Origin of the sequence: Solibacillus sp. NPDC093137 (genome assembly GCF_050280445.1) — a bacterium.
GTDB lineage: Bacteria > Bacillota > Bacilli > Bacillales_A > Planococcaceae > Solibacillus > Solibacillus isronensis_B.
The window spans coordinates 268,416-290,326 of the sequence record NZ_JBNNVH010000001.1 but is presented as its reverse complement, the minus strand read 5'-3'; the positions used below and the strand labels follow the sequence as shown (position 1 = coordinate 290,326).

Below are 21,911 nucleotides of genomic sequence, written 5' to 3'. Positions count from 1 at the left end.
GTTTAGTCAAGCGTTCGCATTCCTTACCCACAAACGCTTTCTTTAAATTTAAAAAAGCGCAAGCAGTCAATATGCAGCGTTGGAATGCCCAATCGGCACTTCATTCGATAACGGTGTTTAACCGGACCCTAGCTACTGTTAGTTCACTAAGTCAGCTCCTAGGCTACCTTCTGCATGGTTGATGGAGAAACTTTTCAGCTACCGTTTCCTCTCTTGCCATCGATCTCATACGTACTCTTCCTAATCTTCGCTTCAATTATATAGTTGCACTTTATTTTAAGCTGTTTTTAATGAAATATCAAGCACGAATGGGGAATATACTTTAACACGTTATCTGCGCTCTTCACATATACTATGCAAAAGGAGTCTGGACATTGCGAAAAAACTACAATCCTTATTTATTGCCTCCATGGCTGCGAAAATTCCGTTTCTTTATGCGTCATTGTATTTTGCCGATTACGATTTTTCAGGCGATTCGAACGGTCTTACTTCCGACAACGGGTGATATATTATTGCTGGCCATTCTAATTTTATTTACTTACTTATTACTCACAGATTTCATTTAAAATTCACAACAAAAAAATGTTCCGTAAGCTTCAATTCTTACGGAACATTTATTTATTTTTTCAATTGTATTTGAACGCGACTATATGCATCAGCCAACTGTTCCAGGAAATCAAGCTCATGGGGAACGGTTTGAGCCATCTGCGTTGATTCTACTTCTTTTTCCGCTTGAAGTCGGGGTTGTACTTCTTCTACAGGCTTTTCGACGACGATCTCTTCGACTGGTGCCGGTTCCTCTACTTCAACAATTGCTTGTACTTTCTTTTCCACATCACAATGGACTGCCCAGCTACATGAGCAGTAGCCATTATTCGGCTCCACTTTAATATCATTTATGCGAAGTGATACAGCTTCAATGTCATCGTTCGGAAAATCTACTGAAAAAGGCAGGGCATATTCGAAATAACCATGATCTTTTTCAATATCCATATGCTCGATATAGATACCTTCCTCAATTTCATCCTCGCGTGCTACATGATCAAATTGAATATTGCCTTTTACTACATAAATTCCTCTTACTACGACGGAATCTTCGCTAATCTCTTCATGCCATTTCGGTTCTACTACTATTTTAGAATTCTCTTGAACATTTCCTAATTGCTTTGGAAATGTAAATGTCTCTTTCATTTCCCACTGTTGCATAAAAAATCCCCTCCCTACGCTTACATTATGCATAGAAAGGGAATTTATGATTTATTTATGAGATTATCTCGCTAATTTTTCAAAAACATTATGGAATGCCTGAACTGTTTTTGCGATATGTTCTTCTGTATGCGCCGTTGAAATAAATAGTCCTTCAAATTGTGATGGCGGCAGGAAAATTCCTTCTTCGGCCATTAGTTTGAAGTATTCTGCAAATAGCTCTAAATCCGAACTTTTCGCCGATTCAAAATCGATTACATCTTCGTTTGTGAAGAAGAAACCAATCATCGACCCTGCACGATTCACTGTATGTGGAATATTGTATTTCGTCGCTGCCGCACGGAAACCTTCTTCCAACTGGTCACCCAGTTTGCGGAAGTATTCATATGAGTCTTTGTTCAGACGGCTTAATGTTTCATGGCCGGCTGTCATTGCAAGCGGATTACCTGATAACGTACCTGCTTGATAAATCGGACCTGACGGAGCGATTTTCTCCATAATTTCGCGCTTTCCGCCAAATGCACCAACCGGTAAGCCTCCGCCGATTACTTTACCTAAACAAGTAAGGTCAGGTTTAATTCCGTAATATTCCTGTGCACAGCCATAGTCTACACGGAAGCCTGTCATAACTTCATCGAAAATTAAAACCGTTCCATTCTCTTCTGTCAGTTTACGCAGCCCTTCAAGGAAACCTGGCTGTGGCGGAACAACACCCATATTGCCGGCAACCGGTTCTAAAATAACTGCAGCTAAATCAGCGCCGAATTTTTCAAATACTAATTTTGCAGATTCCAAATCATTATAAGCAACCGTTAATGTATTTTTGGCAATATCAGCCGGAACACCCGGTGAGTCAGGTAAACCAAGTGTCGCTACACCTGAACCTGCTTTAATCAGCAGTGAATCCCCATGACCGTGATATGAACCTTCAAATTTTAAAATCTTGTCGCGTCCAGTAAATCCACGCGCTAAACGTAGTGCAGACATTGTTGCTTCTGTGCCTGATGATACAAAACGAATCATTTCCACTGACGGCAAACGGTCCATTACAAGCTTCGCCAATTTGTTTTCTGAAACAGTAGGTGCACCGAATGATGCGCCTTTAGCTGCCTGATCCTGAATAGCCGAAACAACTTCCGGGTGTGCATGTCCTAAAATTAACGGACCCCATGATAAGACATAGTCAATATATTCATTGCCATCAATATCTTTAATAACTGCACCTTTGCCTGAATCCATAAATATCGGATCCAAGTTTACTGATTTAAATGCACGTACAGGAGAGTTTACTCCCCCTGGCATTAAATCAACCGCTTCTGTAAATGCTGCTTTTGACTTTTCATAACTACGCATATTATTTTTCCTCCAACCAACGACAAACGTCTTTTGCATGATAAGTAATAATTAAATCGGAACCTGCACGCTTCATACCTAATAATGTTTCCAGTACAACCGCTTTTTCATCGATCCAGCCATTTTGTGCAGCTGCTTTTACCATTGAATATTCGCCCGATACATTATACGCTACAACAGGTAATGGGAAGCTGTTTTTCACATCACGGATGATATCCATATATGCTAATGCTGGCTTCACGATTAGGAAATCTGCACCTTCTTCAACGTCCGAAGTTGCTTCGCGAATCGCTTCCATTCGATTGGAAGGATCCATTTGATATGTTTTGCGGTCACCGAACTGTGGTGCTCCTTCTGCCGCTTCACGGAATGGACCGTAATAGCTTGAAGCGTATTTAACCGCATAAGACATAATCGGAATATGCTGGAATCCTGCTGAATCCAATCCTGCACGAATCGCCGTTACAAACCCGTCCATCATGTTTGATGGTGCAATAATATCGGCACCAGCTTTTGCTTGTGAAATTGCTGTACGCGCCAGCACATCAAGTGATGGATCATTTAACACTTGATCGCCTTCAATAACACCACAATGACCGTGATCTGTAAATTCACACAAGCAAGTATCTGCTACGACTAGAAGCTCTGGATGACGTTCTTTAATTAAACGTGTCGCTTCCTGTACGATGCCGTGATCATGGAAAGCACCAGTACCGACTGCATCCTTTTCTTTAGGAATTCCGAAAAGTAATACCGCACGAATGCCTAAGTCTACAATTTCATCTACTTCAGCTGCCAAGTTATCTAAAGATAATTGGAACACGCCCGGCATTGAACTAACAGGGTTTTTAATATTTTCGCCTTCAATAATAAACAACGGATAAATAAGGTCTTCTTTTTGTAGGTATGTTTCTTTTACGAGTGCACGCATCGCTGCATTTTGACGTAAGCGACGGTGACGTTGGAAATATAGTTCTGTCATTTTGTCTGTTCCTCCAGGATGAGCTGTTCAATTACAGCTTGCATCGTATAGATTTTAGGTTGCACAATTGGCTGAACCCCGTATTTTTCAAGGGCTGCTGTTGTTACATGACCAATCGATGCAAATTTCACATTTTGCCAATCTACATGCGGCACAATATGCTCAGCATAAATATCTACCGCAGAAGGACTGGCGAATATTACAATCGGATGTTTTTCTGTCAGTAGGCACTGTGTTAATTGCGAAAAATATTTTCTGCACGGACGTGTTTCATAAACCGTCCATTCATCCGCCCCAGTACCTTCATGAATCGTCTTTTTCGCCATCGATCCGCGCACAAATAAGGCACGTTCACCTGGCTCCATCGAAAATTCCTCCACAAATACATCAGCACTGTAAACAGTTGGCATAAAATGAATTTCATAACCGTGCTCCTGCAATAAAGCAGCTGTCTTTTCACCGACAGCTGCAATTTTCATTGTGGCCGGAATCGTCTGTTCATGCCGTATACATTTATCGATAAAGCTTTTTACCGCATTTTGGCTCGTAAAAATGAGCCACTGATATGCAGGTAATTCACGAAAATAGTATTCATCTTCCTTAGAAACCTTTTCTACTGTTTCGATTAATGGATAATTATAAACTTTCCCGTCATGTTGCTCAATCAATTGCTCTACAGACCTTACAACCGCCGAGCCTGTAATAATTAATGTTTTTCCTAAGAGTGCATTACTCGGCATCTAACTCAGCCTTTACTTTTTGAATTAAGTCAAAGGCACCTTGCTCAGTTAATTTTGCGGCAACAGCTTTACCAACTGCATCCGCGTCTGTCCCTGTTAACATTTCCTTATAAGTTACAGAAGCATCCGGTGCTGCCACTAAACCTGTTAAAGTAATTGTGTCACCGTCTACTGTTGCATAGCCGGCAATCGGCACTTGGCAGCCCCCGTCCATCGCAGCTAAAAACGAACGCTCGGCATGTGCTGTAGCCCATGTTGTAGCATCCGTTAATTTTGCCAGTTGCTCAAGCAGCTCCGCATCATCCGCGCGGCATTCAATCCCTAATGAACCTTGTGCAACAGCTGGAAGGCAAATTTCCGTATCTAAATATTCAGTTACGACTTCATCACTCCAGCCAAGTCGTTTCAAGCCTGCTGCGGCTAAAATAATCGCATCGAAATCTTCTGTTTCCAGTTTTTTTAGACGTGTATCAACATTTCCGCGAATCCACTTAATCTCAAGATCTGGACGTGCTTGTAATAATTGTGCGCTACGACGTAATGAACTCGTTCCAACGATTGCACCTTTTGGCAAATCGGCAAATTTCACATGACCATTTGAAATAAAGGCATCTCGCGCATCTTCACGTGGAGGAATACAGCCAATGATCAGCCCTTCAGGCAATACGGCAGGCATATCTTTCATCGAATGCACAGCAAAGTCGATTTCTTTATCATAAAGAGCTTGTTCGATTTCCTTAACGAATAGACCTTTACCGCCAACTTTAGAAAGCTGTACATCTAAGATGCGGTCGCCTTTTGTTACAATTTCCTTGATTTCAAAATCAAATGGTACGCCAGCTTCTTTCAGCTCATTAATAAACCAGTTTGTTTGTGTTAATGCTAATTTACTTTTTCGAGATCCTACAATAATTTTTCTCACGTTACTCCGACCTTTCTATTCTGCTAAACCCACAGATGGAAATTTGATAATTTGCTGCCGAGAAAGAAATTAATCACAACGAGTAAAAATAAATAAATATGCACCTGTGCATACACCATGCCGATTAATTTTCCTTTCCGATGCAGCAAAAAAATAATTAAGTAAACAATCGATACGATAAACGAGCCTAAAATTTTTACATCGAAAACGGAAACATTCTCTAATGTTAAAAATGCCCATTCTAACCCTAAAATTAAACTTATTAATAGCAATGGAATACCAATAATGGTCGATAAATTAATCCACTTAACCATTTGCTGTAAACTAGGCAATCGTGACCATAAATTCGTAAACTTTTTTTGCTTTAATATGCGATATAAAATTAAATACAGCAGCGAGAAGACAAACGCAACCGAAAAAGCGGCGTATGACACAATCGCAAAACTAATATGGATTAACAGCATTTCCGAAACTAATGAATCACCGACAATCTGATCATTCGTTTGCGGTGCAAATAAGTGAATTGTCATAAATACAAAGCTCAATACATTAATGAAAAACACCGGTAAATCAACTCGTACAATACAATGAAGGACGATTGAAAGTGTTGTTAAGAGCCATGCATAAAAGAATACCCCTTCATACAATGACAAAATAGGAAATCGTTTCGTTTCAATGATAAACAAGACGATAAATAAAGTTTGCAACACCCAGACGATGGAAACAAACCAGAAGGCTACACGCCTGAATTTTATATTTTTATAAAGGTAGTCTGAAAAATAAAGTACGATACAGAGCCCATAGAGAATGATCATGAGCTCGTATAATCTTGTCATTACCATTTCTGTCATATGCACCTTCTCCTGATGGAAACTTACTAAAAAAAGCGCTTTCGCTATCTATAATTTTACCATATAGATACGAAAACGCTTATGATTTATTTGAATAAAGTGCTTCAATAAGGCTCAATGTCTATTGGCTATTGTTCAATTAATAAGAGAAACCTGGTTTTAAGGTTACCTCTTGTGCTGCTTCACTGTTTTTAACTTCCGGGCGTAATTGCTGTACTTCTTGCTTCACTTCGTCTTCAATACCGAAGATTTGTTGGAATAATGCAAGCTGTGCTTCCGCATTTTTCTCGTTCGCAAGTTCTTTTGCTTGGAGAATCGGCGTTTTCAATAGCTGATTAATAATCGATTTTGTATGCTTGTTTAAAATTTTGCGTTCGCGCTCTGTTAAATTCGGCATTTTGTTTTCGATACTCATCATCGTTTCTTCTTGAATAGATGCCGCTTTTTTACGTAAGGCAGAAATAACAGGCACGACTCCAAGTGTATTAAACCAATCTTTAAATTGAATAATTTCCTCTTGAATCATCGCCGTAATTTCATTTGCCGCACGTTCGCGCTCTGCCAAGTTGGCTTGTACAATTCCTTGAAGGTCATCAATATCATAAAGGAATATATTTGGCACATCGCCAATACGAGGATCTAAATCACGCGGTACCGCAATATCGACCATAAACAATGGGTCGCCTTTACGAAATTTCGCTACATCTTTCATCAAGTCATAATCGATGACATAGTCTGTTGCCCCAGTTGAACTGATTAAAATATCCGCTTCAAGCAGCGTACATTGCAGCTCATTCATTGCTTTCGCATCGCCATCAAACTTCGCTGCCAAGTTTTGAGCTTTTTCAAATGTACGGTTAATCACCGTTACTTTTCCTACACCATTTCCGTATAGGTTTTGAATTGCAAGCTCACCCATTTTACCGGCACCTAAAATGGCTACATGCTTATCTTTTAAGGACCCAAAGATTTTTTTGGCAAGCTCCACGGCAGCATAAGAAACAGAAACAGCATTTTCCCCAATCGCTGTTTCGCTATGGGCACGTTTTGCGAATGTTACGACTTGCTTAAATAATTGGTTGTAAACTGTACCAGTTGTACCAATTTCCTGACCTTGTAAAAAACTTTTCTTTACTTGTCCTAAAATTTGCGTTTCCCCAAGCACCATGGAATCAATACCAGCCGTCACACGGAATAAATGGTTTAATGACTCATCTTCTTCACGGATGAATAAGTGATCCTCAAACTGTTCCATTGGTATGTTAAACCAGTTCGCCAAAAATTGTTTAATATAGTAGCGACCAGTGTGTAATTGATCAACAACCGCATAAATTTCAGTACGGTTACAAGTAGAGATTATTACATTTTCCAATATGCTTTTTTGGTTTTGTAGCGCTTCCATAGCATTCGGAAGATCCGATTCGATAAACGAGAGCTTTTCACGAATTTCTACTGGCGCTGTTTTATAATTCAGGCCTACTACTAATGTATGCATGAACCCCCACACCTCACACGTTCTAATTCATTGATTTTATTGTAGCATAATGACAGCATGATTCTAGTTTAGTTTGTGAACATGCTTTGAAAGTATTTACTAAACATACTTAATTAAATCCAAAAAACAACTTTTAAATTGTCATTGGATGTTTAAACCTTTGTATCTATACCCTAACTTCAGAAAAATACATCTTGTCACAAATAGCGCAAGATGAAGTCTTTTCGGAAAAGGATTTTGAATTGTTATATTAGAATTATTCTAATGTAAGTTTAACAAAGTTCGACATAGATTTCAATCATTCAAACCAAAAAAGAAGCCCACTTTATAAGTGAGCCTCTATTTTGTCACATATTATGAATTTTAGTCCCAATAACTTTTCCTGTTGCATCGATTGCCTGGAATTCAACTTCTACATATAAATCAAATTCCGGGAACTCATAAAGGTTCGGTCGATGCATATAGCGCGAAGAACCCCGTGCCGGCAAGTCGTATTTAACATCTCCACTCGGTGATATAAATACAACGCGTACACCTTTTACATTGTCGCATCCTGTATTCACATCCGCCAAAATTGTTACTTTTGATGTTTCGATACGCACATCAGTATTGTTAAAGATTGTATCCCCTACTAGACAACTATTGTTCATAACAGGAGTTTTACATAAAATCGTTGTAATGATCGCCTGTAGAGAGCTGTGCAAGTTTTCAATCGATGTGATATTTTGATATGTGCCCTTTGTTTCGGATGAAATATCTTTCAGTAGTTTTTCATTTACCGTTGTATATGATCCAACCGAAACAGTGTGGATAGCAATGCCTTTTTCTCTTGCATCGTTCAGCACGTTAGTGAGTCCGCTGCTGTTTGAATAACCGTCTGTCACAAGGACAATGGCTTTACTTGTATACTGGTTTGTCGTGAAATTACTGATTGCTGTTTCAAGTGCTTTCACAATATTTGTCGATCGATTTTCGTTTTTATACGTTAACAAACTATCGATACTAGAAACGATATCCGCTTTGTCTGTTGCTTCGTGATTTGGACGATTATTGAAGCGATATACATGACTTGGGTTTGCCCCGATTTGTTTAATCGTTTGCTTCACTTTATTCGCTGTATAATTTTTCGCATCGCGCGCTTTCATCGAACCAGAGTGGTCTACAACAAACATAACTTCCGATTCAACGGAACATAAATTGTTTTCATAACGCGGGTTTGCAAAGATTTGTTCAGAGACTGTTGTATTTTTCAGACTTTGTACGACTTTATCATAACGTGGATCCAGATCGATCAAGCGTGCCTTAACCTGTGATTTACCATATAAAATATCGTCAAAGTAAACTACAGCAGATCCGCGGCTACCTGTGCCGTTATTATAGTCTTTCGTATTTGTATCAAATGATACGACACGCGTTTTTCCGTTAAATGTTACTTCCACCGTTCCTTTATAGTCGGTAATAATTACCCCGCCAGGTGCGACAAGGTTTACGATTACCTTCGTATAACGGTCCATGCCATCCGGGCGCTGCTGCAGTTCTTTTCCTGCAAGCAATACTTTAATTTTCGCAGCGGCACCTTCCAGCTTCCCGATTACGTCCGCATAATCTTTTCGCAATAAGTTTTTGTCGATTTGACCTAAACGATCATACATTGCCTTAATGACCTCAACCGATTCTTCATGTGCTAATGTTACTTGATCAGCAATCGGTAGAAACTTATCTGTCAAATAAATAATGACCGCATGGAGCATTGAATCGAATGCTTCAGTATCTTCTTCACTCATAACACCTTGCAAATCATATGTGGCACGTCCCTCATTGTTGACCGTGTACATGACTTTAGCATTGCCGAGACCGCCCCAAGAAGACTCCTCTTTTGGTCCTTCGATCATATAGTCGAGAATTTGTTCGAATAGCCAAACCGAAATAATTTGACCTTCCAGCTTTAGATCTGCATTCCCGTATTGAATTTCCTTGGAAGTAACCTGACCTTGTGTCAATTTCCCGTCAGCAGTTGTATAGTTTTCCCATTTAGACCCTGTCATCACTTTTAAATCCGGATCGTAATCTGAAATTGTAATAACCCCGTTTTGTGTAAATGGTACTGTCGTTGTCCCTACCACACCTGAAGGCAATGCAGGTAATGGTTTTACCCCAGGATCAACCGTTCCTCCATTCCATTCCGTCTGTTCTGGATCAAACACTTCATAAGTAATACGCAATTCCGCTTTTGGCACATAGCGGACAGACGCTTCAATAACCTGATTTTTGTATGTGTAATACTTTTCTGATGGATTAATCATCTCAAAGCGAATTGTATCAACTACTGACTTCGTTAAAGCAGGAGCCGTTACATATACGCTAAGCTGTGGTCCATCGGTATAAACCGTTGTTGATTGACCGCTTGTACTTGTATTCGTTTCAGAAACTTTTGCCCCGGCTTTTGAAGTCACTTTAAATGCCAATGATTCATCATATGAAATGTCGTTGCCGTAGCTATCGCGCAAATCAATTGTAATTAAAGTTGAATCCACGCCGTTTGCTGTAAGCTCTTCGTTTTCAACATTAATTTTTTTAACCGCTTTATAAACATCCGGACGTGTCGCTTTATCATCCGTGTTTTTACCAGGAGTTGTCGGAATCGTCACAGTACCGTTTTTACTCTCAACAAAGTTCACCGGTAATGTAATTTTATTATTGTCTTTGCCGGCAGGTGTACTTGCCAGACCTTCGACCGCCAATTTCCCCTGCTGATTGATACGGTACATGAAGACCGCCATATCACCGCGATTAATGTTGCGCGTCGGCTTATAGTCTTCATATGTGCGCTTTCCGGTTGTACCTGTTGTAATTTCGTTCATATATAAATATCTGACTGCCTGGATCTCGGATAAATCGAGACCATTTACCGCCGCATAAAGCTTTGCAAAGTGGCCGCGTGAAATATTGGCATTGCGCTTTGACTTATTATTCACGCCATATAACGGAATATTCAAGTCACGATAATATTCATAGAGCATATCTTTATCATTTGTATTGAAGTGATAGTTTTTGTCCATCTTCGCTAAAAACTGCAGCATCTGCCATTCCATCACGAGTGTACCGGACTGGAACTTATTCCCTTTATATAACTGCAAATAATCATTATCTATTGTCCATTTGGCTGCTTTATATTTCGAATTTTTTTTCGCTATATCCGAAATTTGCTTGCTTGCAGCTTCCGTTTCTGCAGCACCGAACGGAAATACCACGGAAAATACTAGTAGGCAACTGAGCAGCATGGCCATTAGTTTCTTCATTTTACTCATGTTTGCATCCCCTTAGTTAAAGAACAGAATATTGTCTCGGTAATTCTCTTTTAAATCTGCTTCTAAATAACGTAAAAATCGTTCAATAATCGCGGAAGACTGTGCACGTGTCAGTGTTGCTTTCGGATTGAAATAACCGTCGCTGCCTGACATTAGCCCTAACTGAGTTGCGACATAAATTGCATCGCGTGCATAATCCGTAATTTTGTAATCATCTTTATAGTCTGTAGAATAGCCTGGATCAGGTGCTTTTCCTTCCAGTCCAAGTGCGCGCACTAAAATTGTCGCTGCCTGCTGGCGTGTTAAAAAACCATCCGGATCAAATGTCGTAGGATTTTTTCCTTTAATAACTCCTTTATCAACCGTTGCCACTAAGTAATTGTAATCCTTTACTGTACGTTTCACGTCTTTGAAAATAGAAGGCTGTGTCTTTTTGCGGTTCGTTTCTTCCAATACACGCAGATCAATTGCTTTACCAATAGCAACTGCAAAATCATAGCGCTGTACAGGTGTATTAGGTGAATAGAAGTTCGATTGATCATCCAATATCCCAAGTGAATACAATTTTTCAATTTGCTCACGTGCCCAGTTGGAAGATAAATCACGGAATTTTGGGATTTTCAGCATTTCCAGCTTCGGCATATAATCGATATTGCTTGCGACCGTTCCTTCGCTACCAGGTAAATCGTATTCGTATTCCGAAAGCGAATCGGCAGAGCTAATCGTTTTATAGTTGCCGTTAAAACTTGATAAAGATGCATCGTTTTCGTTATATTCTAGTGTTCGTGACTTGGATGTCGATACTTTGTTTTTCACTGTACCGATCGTCCCGTCATCATATTCAATCTCGAAATCTGTAATTTGTGTTTCAGTAGCTCCCCAGAAATTTTCATATCCTTCATTTCGGCTATCTGCATGTACCGTTATCGTTTTTGTAACAGCATTCTTGCCTCGGCCTGTCGTTTCGGTATATGTTTTGCGGGCAATCGCATTTCCTGAATAATAGTCAGATGCCGGACGCTTGTCTGTAATCGTACTTTTAGAAAGCTGGTAATCCGCCAATGTAAATGTTCTGTCGCCAACTGTAATTTTTTCGGTAAATTTTGTAACCTCACCCGTTGCTGAACTTTGCCCTACTTGGTCATAGTTTGTAACATCGTATGTATACGTAAAATTCCGCGTCAGCTTTTCTCCATTTGGTCCAGCCAACGTAAACTTGTATGTCTCGGTTAACTTGCCTTTAGATTCTCTCGTTGAAATCGTTACATTTTTATTTGTGCCCGTAAATTTAATCGGTTTTCCTGTTAAGAAAAAGTATTCTTCATACTCATATTCGTTTTTTATACCGCCTGTTAAATCGATAGATTGTGCGGAACTTGATGAAGGGAGCAGCATCAGAAAAAATGAGCATGCCAATAGGAAGGTGAAGCAAAGTTTCTTTCTCACAAATTCGTCCCTCATTTCTTTAAAATTCACTTTTGTTTAAATGGCATGCGAGAAACTTGTCCCGCATGCCTTTTTAATTAGTTTACTAATAATACATAAACTTCCGATGTTGAACGTGCAATTGCTGTTACATGATCTGCCTTATGAATATCAGTAATATCGATTACTTCACCATCTTTAATAACCATCGCTTTTGATAGGTCGAGTGAAAGCGAACCGAAACGGTAGTTCCAGTTACCATCTTTGCTCCACTGGCTGCTGTTAACAACAGATATCTTTTTCGTATTAAAATTAATCGAACTTACACGGCCTGTTAATGTTAACGTAGCCAGTTTTTCATTTGGCACAAAATGAATGCCCTCAATATGACCTTCGTTTACAAAGAAATATCCATAATATGGATTTGGTGAATTTGTATAATTATCATATAAATCAAGATCCAGTTCCGGAATGACTTTGAATTGCTTTGTTCCGTCCAGTTCAGATGCGATTGTAGAATTACTGTAAGCAAATGATGTAATGGTCTTATCCATAGTCCAGAAATGATTATCGAAACGTTGTAAATCTGATAACTCCACTTCATATGCATCTAAATCCGCTACATCAATTCGACCAAAGTAAAGTTTATATTTTGATAGATTCGGTGCTAAATATGCATCATTTGTTATATTGACGATATGAGCATAATCACTCTTAGCCGCACCATCCGTTAATACAAATGCCGTTGTCGAAATCGGTTTTTGCGCTAAATCAAGAGCAATAAGGCCTTCAGGTTCTACTAAACGGCCATTGCGGATTAAAATCGAACCGTTATGATAATTTAATTTCAAAGAATTTTTAAGTTGCAGTGTATTCACACCAAGATTGACACTAGTAATAGGTTGATAGAATGTACGCTCATTTTTAGCTAATACGATAATCTTATCGATTACTTCCTTGCTGAACTGAGTTTTTGTTACAAAATAAAGCTCACTATTTTTATATTTTTTTAATTGGCTTTTTGAAATTTTTTTATTTCCTACGTAAATACTTGTATTGTTTGTAAAATTAAATGTTGCCTGTGTCTTCGTTCTAACCGTCCCAAAGCGCCAGTTTAGTAAAGGATGCGCATTCTTAACATTTAGCGAATTTTTGTTTGTATTAACCGTATTTAAATCTGCTTTATATAATTCTGTCACCATATTGGCTGTACTCATAATCGTAATTTCAGCGATACGGGAAGTATTGGCTGTTGCAAATTTTAAGCGGACACGGTCTCCTACGTAAAGTGAACTTAAATCTACTGATGAGTTTCCTTTGAACACTTCCGTATTGTTTGTCACTGTATAATTTTTCGTTGAAGCGCCGTCGATTTTTACACGGAGCTGCAAACCGTTCGGATCAAACTGTGTCACAGCACCGGTTACTTGTTTGCTGTTTTCGACGATTGAACCGCCTTCTACATTTGTAGATCCACGCATTTCTGTAATTTTTCCTAAGTTTAATTTAATCGTGACACTCATGCCTGCTTTAAATCCTGCAATTGTTGTCAGCGTATTATTAATATAGTATTTCTGCGTATTCGCAAGGTTAAATGTTGCGGTTTTCCCTGCACTGTTTTTTAATGTGACACTTTTTAATGTTCGTGTGATATTCCCTTTCTTATCTTCAGTTTCATTATAATTTGCTTTCATAAATGTATATGTATTTGATGCTTCAGCTTGCTGCCCTGTTGGTAAGATTGCTAAAGCAAAAGTAATTGCCATTAATACGGTAATGATTTTTTTAAGCAATTTTTCCGCCTCCTTCTCTCAGTAACTTTTCTTTTAATTCATAGCAAACGCCTGAAATATTTGTATTTAATCCCAAATATTGTTGTAGGACCTATATAGTGTAACAAATTTGCCGACTATTGGCATTGGTTGTCGAAATTATTTATACGGAAATATCGATTAATTTACCTAATACGGGGTGTGACGCATCGATCACTTCGACTATTTGTTCCGCATTTTCTTGCTGAAACTCCATCACTTTTTTCGTCATGACCAATGAAACATCTTGCATTAATTCAGTATATTTCATCGACATCGCTAATGCAGCAATATCCAAATGTACACCTCCTATTTACCTTTATCGGCTAAATACTATGAATATCAAGTAATTATTATTATTTCTGAGAGTAAATTGGCCAAAATAAAAACAACCCCGAAAGTTAATTCGAGGTTGCGTTGTTTACATGCGTGATTCAATTTCGGCCCAGGCCTCTTCAAAACCAAGACCTTTTTCAGAAGAAAACACAATTAATGGATCTTGCTTTTCCATTTGTAATGTTTCGCGGACAATCTTTTTATGCTTATCCCATTTCCCTTTCGGAATTTTGTCGGCTTTAGTTGCGACAACTATTACCGGGATATTGTAATGCTTTAAAAAATCATACATCATGCAGTCATCTGAAGTCGGGTTATGGCGAATATCAACAATTAAGACAACCGCTTTTAACTGTTCGCGACTCATAAAGTACTGCTCGATCATTCTTCCCCATGCTGCACGTTCTGATTTTGAAACTTTTGCATAGCCGTATCCTGGTACGTCAACATAATAGAGCTGTTCTTCAATTTTATAGAAGTTCAGCTGTTGTGTTTTACCAGGTTTTGACGAAATACGCGCCATTGCTTTACGGCCAATCATACGATTGATAAACGAAGATTTGCCGACATTTGAACGACCCGCTAAAGCGAATTCAGGTAGCCCGTCTTCCGGGAACTGTTCTGGTCGGACAAAGCTGCCGATCATTTCTACGTTATGGACTTTCATTACTTATTAAAACCTCCATCTAGTGCGAGCGCAAGAACTTCTTCCGCTTGTGAAACTAGTTTAAATGTGAGTTGCTCACGAATTGTTTCAGGAATATCATCAATATCACGTTCATTGTCTTGCGGAATGATAATCGTCGTTAATCCCGCGCGGTGGGCACTTAATGATTTCTCTTTTAAGCCGCCGATCGGCAGTACACGACCCCGTAATGTTACTTCTCCAGTCATTCCAATTTCGCGTTTAATTGCTTTTCCAGTTATTGCAGACACAATAGCAGTCGTCATCGTAATACCTGCTGATGGACCATCTTTTGGTACTGCGCCTTCCGGAACGTGGACATGAATATCGTGCTGATCGAAATAATCAGCATCCACACCTAAATCTTTTGTTAATGTGCGGACAAATGAAAGCGCAATTTGTGCAGATTCCTTCATTACATCGCCAAGCTTCCCTGTTAAAATTAATTTACCTTTACCAGGTGTTAATGAAACCTCGATCTGCAATGTATCTCCACCGACTGTCGTATAGGCAAGTCCTGTAGCAACACCTACTTGGTTTTCCATTTCCGCCTGTCCATAGCGGAAGCGGTGTTTCCCAAGCATATCCACCAATACTTTCGAATTGACCGTTACTTTTTTCTTTTCGCCAGATACGATTTTTTTCGCAGCTTTACGGCAAACAGTCGCAACTTGGCGTTCCAATCCACGAACACCAGCTTCACGTGTATAGTAACGAATTAAATCCGTAATCGCTTCGTCTTTCATTGCCATTTGCGTTTTCTTCAAACCATGTTCCTTCATCTGTTTCGGAATCAAATGGTTCTTAGTAATTTCTACTTTTTCGAATTCTGTATAACCTGCGATATTAATGACTTCCATACGATCCAGTAACGGTGCAGGGATTGTACTTAAATCATTTGCTGTTGCAATAAATAATACATCTTGCAAATTGTATGGTTCTTCGATGAAGTGATCACTGAATGTATTATTTTGCTCCGGATCCAATACTTCAAGCATTGCAGCCGATGGGTCTCCACGGAAGTCATTTGACATTTTATCAATTTCATCAAGTAAAAATACAGGATTTGTCGTGCCTGCTTTTTTCATTCCTTGAATGATACGTCCTGGCATTGCGCCGACATACGTACGACGGTGACCACGAATTTCAGACTCATCACGCACACCGCCAAGTGAAACACGGACAAATTTACGGTCAAGGCTTTCTGCAATAGAACGCGCTAAACTCGTTTTACCTACGCCCGGAGGTCCTGCTAAACATAAAATCGGACCGCGCAATGAATTCATTAATTGACGTACTGATAAATATTCCAAAACACGCTCTTTCACTTTTTCCAGGCCATCATGATCGCGGTTTAAAATTTCTTCAGCATAGGCAATATCGATACGGTCTTCCGTTTTTTCTGTCCAGGGAATCGATACAAGCCATTCCAAATAGTTGCGGATGACACCACTCTCTGCACTTGCAGCAGGCAGCTTTTCGTAGCGGTCCAGTTCTTTTAACGCAACTTTTTGTGTAGACTCCGGCATTCCGGCACTATCGATTTTTTTACGAAGTTCAGCAATTTCACCCGTTTTTCCTTCGCGATCACCAAGCTCTGTTTGAATTGCTTTCATTTGCTCACGCAGATAATACTCTTTCTGTGTGCGCTCCATCGCCTGCTTCACTTTTGTACTGATTTTTTTCTCGAGATTTAAAATCTCCTGCTCGTCATGCAAACGAATCATCAAGTGGTCTAAACGCTTTTTAATGTTCGTAATATCGAGCACTTCTTGCTTTTCATTAATTTTGAAAGGTAAATGAGAAGCAATGACATCTGCTAATCGGCCCGGTTCTTCAATATCAAGCACCGATTCGATTGTTTCCGTCGTAATTTTATTTGAAGATTTTGCGTATTTTTCGAAATACGATAATACAGTACGCATTAAAGCTTCCGTTTCCGCATCTTTGTGCAGCTCATCTTCAAATAGTTCCAAATCTGCAGTTGTAAATTTACCGGAATCTTCATAACGAACCATTTCCGCACGGTTTAAACCTTCAACCAGAATACGCAATGTTCCATTCGGAAGCTTTAGCATCTGTTTTACTTTCGCTAATGTCCCCATTTTATAAAGATCTGCTTTTCCCGGTGAATCAACACGTAAATCTTTTTGAGTTACCAAAAAGATTGTGCTATCTTCAAGCATCGCATGTTCTAGTGCAGCAATAGAACGTTCTCGACCCACATCAATATGTAAAACCATCGTTGGGTATACAAGAAGTCCTCTTAACGGTAAAACTGGCATATTAGTTAATTTTTTTGTCACGCGGGTATTCACCTCCATCCAAATCTTAAAAACAACCCGCAATATAAGTATGTGTTAGTTTCTTGTCAATTACGCCTAAGCGTAGCTGTGTCCAGATTTTTCCGAGTTTATGTGCTCTAAATACGGGAGCAAACCATAAATAACGCTTCAAAACCTGTATCATTCGGCTAAAAATACCCGAAACTTTATGTATATACGTTTTGTAAGAAAAAGCTGACTTTGGACTTGCTTGAGAAGTCTAAGTCAGCTACATAGTTGGAATCCATTCAGCTAAAATTAAGCTGAAGTTTTTTTGTTGTCATCTTTTTTCAATTCAGACCCATCATCCAAAATTAATTTTGGATCTGCTTTATCACGAATTGTTTCAGCTGTGATGATACATTTTTTAATATCTTCACGTGAAGGCAATTCAAACATAACATCAAGCATTGTCGCTTCGATGATTGAACGAAGACCACGGGCACCTGTTTTACGTTCGATTGCTAATTTAGAAATCTCGACAAGTGCATCATCTTCAAACTCAAGTTCTACATCATCTAGCTCCAGCATTTTTTGGTATTGTTTTGCTAAAGCATTTTTAGGTTCAGTTAAAATTTGTACTAATGCATCAACATTTAACTGTTCTAAAGTAGCCAATACCGGTAAACGTCCGATAAATTCCGGAATTAAACCGAATTTCAATAAGTCTTCAGGAATTAACTGAGACATAATTGAAGCTTCTTCATCAATATCTTTATTTTGTGTTGAAGCAAAGCCAATTACTTTTTCGCCTTGACGACGTTTAATAATTGTTTCAATTCCATCAAATGCTCCACCTACGATAAATAAGATGTTCGATGTATCGATTTGAAGGAACTCCTGGTGTGGATGCTTACGTCCGCCTTGTGGAGGAACACTTGCAACTGTACCTTCTAAAATTTTCAGTAATGCTTGTTGTACACCTTCACCTGATACGTCTCGTGTAATTGAAGGATTTTCAGATTTACGAGCAACCTTGTCAATCTCATCAATATAAATGATACCCTTTTCTGCACGTTCTATATCGTAATCTGCAGCCTGGATTAGTTTTAAAAGAATATTTTCAACATCCTCACCAACATAACCTGCTTCAGTTAAGCTTGTCGCGTCAGCAATTGCGAATGGTACATTTAAAATACGCGCCAACGTTTGAGCAAGTAAAGTTTTACCGCTACCAGTTGGTCCGATTAATACGATATTCGATTTTGATAATTCAACATCATCAATTTTTGAATTCGAATTAATACGTTTATAGTGATTATATACAGCAACTGCCAATGCTTTTTTTGCACGTTCTTGTCCGATTACATATTCACCTAAAATATTTAAAATCTCTTTAGGTTTTGGAATTTCATTGAACTCGATTTCCTCTTCGATCCCTAACTCTTCCACTACGATCTCTGAGCATAGTTCGATACATTCATCACAAATATATACGCCTGGTCCTGCAACCAGTTTACGAACTTGTTCTTGTGGTTTACCACAAAAAGAGCATTTTAAATTGCCTTTTTCATCATTAAATTTAAACAATTTGGTTCACCCCTATTCAAGCAACAATCTTACAAGATTCTAGTTGTTTTATCAAATAAATTGATTGCGCGTTGTTACTAGCTTATTTTATGTCCTATTAAACTTTGCTGGCTGTTCAATAGTTAATGAAATTATATTGTAACTTTTTATCATTAAATATTCAAATGAACCAACTATTATATGTATGTATTCAAAGGTAGAAAACAAGGCACGGGAATACCGTACCTTGTCAAAATCTCATTTTATTCAATCCGTACTAGTTTTATCTTTATGTTAGACGGTAGCCCAGGAATTAAACCGGTACTTGTCGGTACTGATTCTTGCTTCACCATGGTCATGAATCAGTACAGGATTGAATTCGAACTCGATTATTCAAAACAAATAATTAGTTAGAAATTTTAGCGTTTTCAACTAGGAATTCAACTGTTTTTTGAGTGCGGATATCGTTCTCAAGAACTTGAGTTCCACCTAAAGCAGTTAAAATTTGGTCGTTTGACATACCGAATTGAGCAGCCATTTTTTCAACTTCTGTATTGATATCTTCTTCAGATACTTCAATATTTTCAGCTTGACCAATTGCTTCTAAAACTAAAGATACACGTACACGGTTTACAGCTTCTTCAGCCATTTGAGTGCGTAATGCTTCTTCGTTTTGACCTGAGAATTGGTAGTATAGGTCTAAGTTCATGCCTTGCATTTGTAAACGTTGGCCGAATTCTTGAACCATACGGTCAACTTCAGTGTTGATCATACCTTGTGGAATTTCAACTTCTGCATTAGAAGCTGCTTTTTCTACTAACTCGTCGCGTAAAGAAGCTTCAACGTCTGCTTCTTTGTTAGCTAAAGTTGTTTCTTTTAATTTAGTGCGTAATGCTTCTACAGTTTCAACTTCTGGATCGATTTCTTTAGCGAACTCATCAGTTAAGTCTGGTAATACTTTTGTTTTAACTTCTTTAACTGTTACAACGAATTTCGCTTCTTTACCAGCTAATTCAGCAGCATGGTATTCTTCTGGGAAAGTAACTACTACATCTTTCGTTTCACCAGTTTTAGCACCTACTAATTGCTCTTCGAAACCTGGAATGAATGAACCAGAACCGATTTCTAATGCGTAGTCTTCACCTTTACCGCCTTCGAATGCTTCTTCTCCAACAAAACCTTCGAAATCGATTACAGCTGTATCGCCTTCAACGATTGCTTCATCTTCTTTAATTTCTAATTCCGCTTTTTTAGCTAATTGAGCGTCGATTAAAGATTGAACTTCTTCGTCTGTTACTTCAGCAGATTGTTTTGTTACTTCTAAACCTTTATATTCACCTAATTTAGGTTCTGGTTTCACAGTTACTGTAGCAGTGTATGTGAAGTCAGTACCTTTAGCGAAATTCTCAGTACCCGCGATTTCCGGGTAGTCAACTGGCTCAATACCAGCTTCGTCTAAAGCAACTGGGTATGAAGAATTGATAACGATTTCTAAAGCATCTTGGTAAAGAGCTTCTACACCGTACATTTTTTCAAATACGTTACGAGGCATTTTTCCTTTACGGAAACCTGGTACATTAATTTGTTTTACTACTTTTTTGAAAGCTTGGTCTAAAGCTTTATCAACTTCTGCAGCTTCTACAGTAACCGTTAATAAACCTTCGTTACCTTCTTGTTTTTCCCATTTTACTGACATATATATTACCTCCAAAGTTAACATTCGTTTGAATAAACAAACTCGTCATATATATTGTTTGACAACCATTTTAGTATAACATAGATGCTCAATGTTTCAACTTTTTTCACTACTCTTGCAAATCCGACATTTTTTCTATGTTTTGTAAAAAAGTTACTATTTCACCATTCTTTTCGCTGTCTTCACCGAACATTGTTTTCACGTAATCGATATAGCCTGCTGCAACTTCTTCACTGGAATACCCGGACCATTCATACGGATAAAGAACAATTGCATGCTTATCGATTAAGTGCAGCGCAAACTCTAATGTTGAAGGTTCCTGCGCCAATTTTCCCGCTATAATTTCCGTAATTTCCGTATATTGAGGCAGCTTCGTCGGCAACGGAAAATTCACCGGATTTAATTCTATGGACTGATCAAGTTTTGTTACAGTAACTGTCATATTGATTTCCTGTTCAACAAGCAGGATGAGCAGTAAACTTTTTATAAATGGTTCGATTCCATCGTTTTCAATGATTGCTTTCAATTCATCTGAATAAGGACGGATATTCTTTTCTGTAAGCTCATGTATTAGGATCATTTGCTGTTGTGCGGACTTTTCTAAAAATTCTGTTGCCGTAAATTCTTCAAGTTCTTCATCTTCTATAATTGTTGCTTGAAAATGGGATTCCTGATTTTCGGCAATATGGGCGTTCAAGTTTTTTAAACGTTCGAATTTCCCCACTTCATGATCAGGAATTAACTGTTCGTCAAACAATGACTCAATGATTTTTTCGACTTGTTTAAACTGGCGTAATTGCATGCAGATCGTTAAGTACAATTCCATTACTTCAAAGTACATGTTAGGGCCTATCGCAAGCAATTCCTCACATACTTGTTTCGCACGTTCGAAATTTTTTTCTTCATATAATGAGTACGCAAAAATACTAAGTGACATTTCATCCCCTTCACCCAGCAACAAAGCTTGCTCAAATAACTCATTCGCTTCTTTGTATTGGTTATTTTCAGCCATATGTTTTGCTTCATTAAATAACCGGTCCGTCATCCCAGGGAATAAAATTACTTTTCCATGACCTTTATTCTTTTTATTTTCTTTCATCTAATCACTCCATCGGCGACAAAGTAATGCTAATGCACTCTTCGTCCATTGCATTTATTTTAACGTTGTTTTTTCATTCCAACAATAAGTACTCAAAAATTATAGTTATATACAATTGATTACTCGTATGCGTGTTTTAATTCGAAGTTGTTACCCTTTTTCCTCAATG

The 21,911-nt window shown here is 38.5% G+C and carries 17 protein-coding genes and 1 other annotated feature (1 of these 18 only partly in view); of the genes, 1 reads left to right on the top strand and 16 read right to left on the bottom strand.

Going from position 1 to position 21,911, the window contains the following annotated elements:
• Window positions 1-257 (bottom strand) — a binding site (T-box leader) (it extends 49 nt beyond the left edge of the window).
• A 117-nt stretch (window positions 258-374) separates the two neighbouring features.
• Entirely contained in the window at window positions 375-566 is a 192-nt protein-coding gene (locus tag ACQKN3_RS01365) for a hypothetical protein (RefSeq protein ID WP_079528065.1), read from the top strand.
• Between the two features lie 52 nt (window positions 567-618).
• On the opposite strand, the gene ACQKN3_RS01360 is transcribed toward ACQKN3_RS01365, so the two are convergent.
• The 16 genes from ACQKN3_RS01360 to ACQKN3_RS01285 form a co-directional block, all read right to left on the bottom strand.
• Window positions 619-1,206, bottom strand: a complete 588-nt coding sequence (locus ACQKN3_RS01360; protein ID WP_427708864.1) for an alanine racemase — start codon at window positions 1,204-1,206, stop codon at window positions 619-621.
• 63 nt (window positions 1,207-1,269) lie between these two features.
• Window positions 1,270-2,559, bottom strand: a complete 1,290-nt coding sequence (gene hemL / locus ACQKN3_RS01355; protein WP_427708862.1) for a glutamate-1-semialdehyde 2,1-aminomutase — start codon at window positions 2,557-2,559, stop codon at window positions 1,270-1,272.
• Window position 2,560: 1 nt separating this feature from the next.
• Complete coding sequence (hemB, locus tag ACQKN3_RS01350; RefSeq protein WP_251686642.1) at window positions 2,561-3,541, bottom strand: porphobilinogen synthase; 981 nt, start codon at window positions 3,539-3,541, stop codon at window positions 2,561-2,563.
• Window positions 3,538-4,281 (bottom strand): uroporphyrinogen-III synthase, encoded by a 744-nt coding sequence (locus ACQKN3_RS01345; RefSeq protein ID WP_427708860.1) that lies wholly within the window; start codon window positions 4,279-4,281, stop codon window positions 3,538-3,540. The genes hemB and ACQKN3_RS01345 overlap by 4 nt, the downstream gene beginning before the upstream one ends.
• Complete coding sequence (hemC, locus tag ACQKN3_RS01340) at window positions 4,271-5,203, bottom strand: hydroxymethylbilane synthase (protein ID WP_427708858.1); 933 nt, start codon at window positions 5,201-5,203, stop codon at window positions 4,271-4,273. The genes ACQKN3_RS01345 and hemC overlap by 11 nt, the downstream gene beginning before the upstream one ends.
• Window positions 5,204-5,226: 23 nt before the next feature.
• Window positions 5,227-6,054, bottom strand: a complete 828-nt coding sequence (gene ccsA / locus ACQKN3_RS01335) for a cytochrome c biogenesis protein CcsA (RefSeq protein WP_251686639.1) — start codon at window positions 6,052-6,054, stop codon at window positions 5,227-5,229.
• 139 nt (window positions 6,055-6,193) lie between these two features.
• Window positions 6,194-7,549, bottom strand: coding sequence for a glutamyl-tRNA reductase (hemA, locus tag ACQKN3_RS01330; RefSeq protein ID WP_427708855.1), 1,356 nt, complete (start codon window positions 7,547-7,549; stop codon window positions 6,194-6,196).
• Window positions 7,550-7,896: 347 nt separating this feature from the next.
• Complete coding sequence (locus ACQKN3_RS01325; RefSeq protein WP_427708853.1) at window positions 7,897-10,857, bottom strand: vWA domain-containing protein; 2,961 nt, start codon at window positions 10,855-10,857, stop codon at window positions 7,897-7,899.
• Window positions 10,858-10,869: 12 nt separating this feature from the next.
• Complete coding sequence (locus ACQKN3_RS01320; RefSeq protein WP_427708851.1) at window positions 10,870-12,303, bottom strand: S-layer homology domain-containing protein; 1,434 nt, start codon at window positions 12,301-12,303, stop codon at window positions 10,870-10,872.
• A 77-nt stretch (window positions 12,304-12,380) separates the two neighbouring features.
• Window positions 12,381-14,075: a phosphate ABC transporter ATPase gene (locus tag ACQKN3_RS01315; protein ID WP_427708849.1), complete on the bottom strand. Its 1,695-nt coding sequence runs from the start codon at window positions 14,073-14,075 to the stop codon at window positions 12,381-12,383.
• 142 nt (window positions 14,076-14,217) lie between these two features.
• Window positions 14,218-14,391, bottom strand: a complete 174-nt coding sequence (locus ACQKN3_RS01310) for a YjfB family protein (protein ID WP_427708847.1) — start codon at window positions 14,389-14,391, stop codon at window positions 14,218-14,220.
• A 123-nt stretch (window positions 14,392-14,514) separates the two neighbouring features.
• Window positions 14,515-15,096 (bottom strand): ribosome biogenesis GTP-binding protein YihA/YsxC, encoded by a 582-nt coding sequence (gene yihA, locus ACQKN3_RS01305; protein WP_079528090.1) that lies wholly within the window; start codon window positions 15,094-15,096, stop codon window positions 14,515-14,517.
• Window positions 15,096-17,438 carry an endopeptidase La gene (lon, locus tag ACQKN3_RS01300; protein ID WP_427708844.1) on the bottom strand — a complete coding sequence of 781 codons (2,343 nt, stop codon included), beginning with the start codon at window positions 17,436-17,438 and terminating at the stop codon, window positions 15,096-15,098. Before lon ends, yihA begins: the two co-directional genes overlap by 1 nt.
• A gap of 258 nt (window positions 17,439-17,696) precedes the next feature.
• A complete protein-coding gene (gene clpX, locus ACQKN3_RS01295; RefSeq protein ID WP_251686632.1) occupies window positions 17,697-18,968 on the bottom strand; it encodes an ATP-dependent protease ATP-binding subunit ClpX in 1,272 nt (423 codons plus the stop codon).
• Between the two features lie 385 nt (window positions 18,969-19,353).
• On the bottom strand, window positions 19,354-20,643 hold the full coding sequence (gene tig, locus ACQKN3_RS01290) for a trigger factor (protein ID WP_427708842.1): 1,290 nt from the start codon (window positions 20,641-20,643) through the stop codon (window positions 19,354-19,356).
• Between the two features lie 109 nt (window positions 20,644-20,752).
• Window positions 20,753-21,742: a DUF3196 family protein gene (locus ACQKN3_RS01285; protein ID WP_251686630.1), complete on the bottom strand. Its 990-nt coding sequence runs from the start codon at window positions 21,740-21,742 to the stop codon at window positions 20,753-20,755.
• Window positions 21,743-21,911 lie beyond the last annotated feature (169 nt).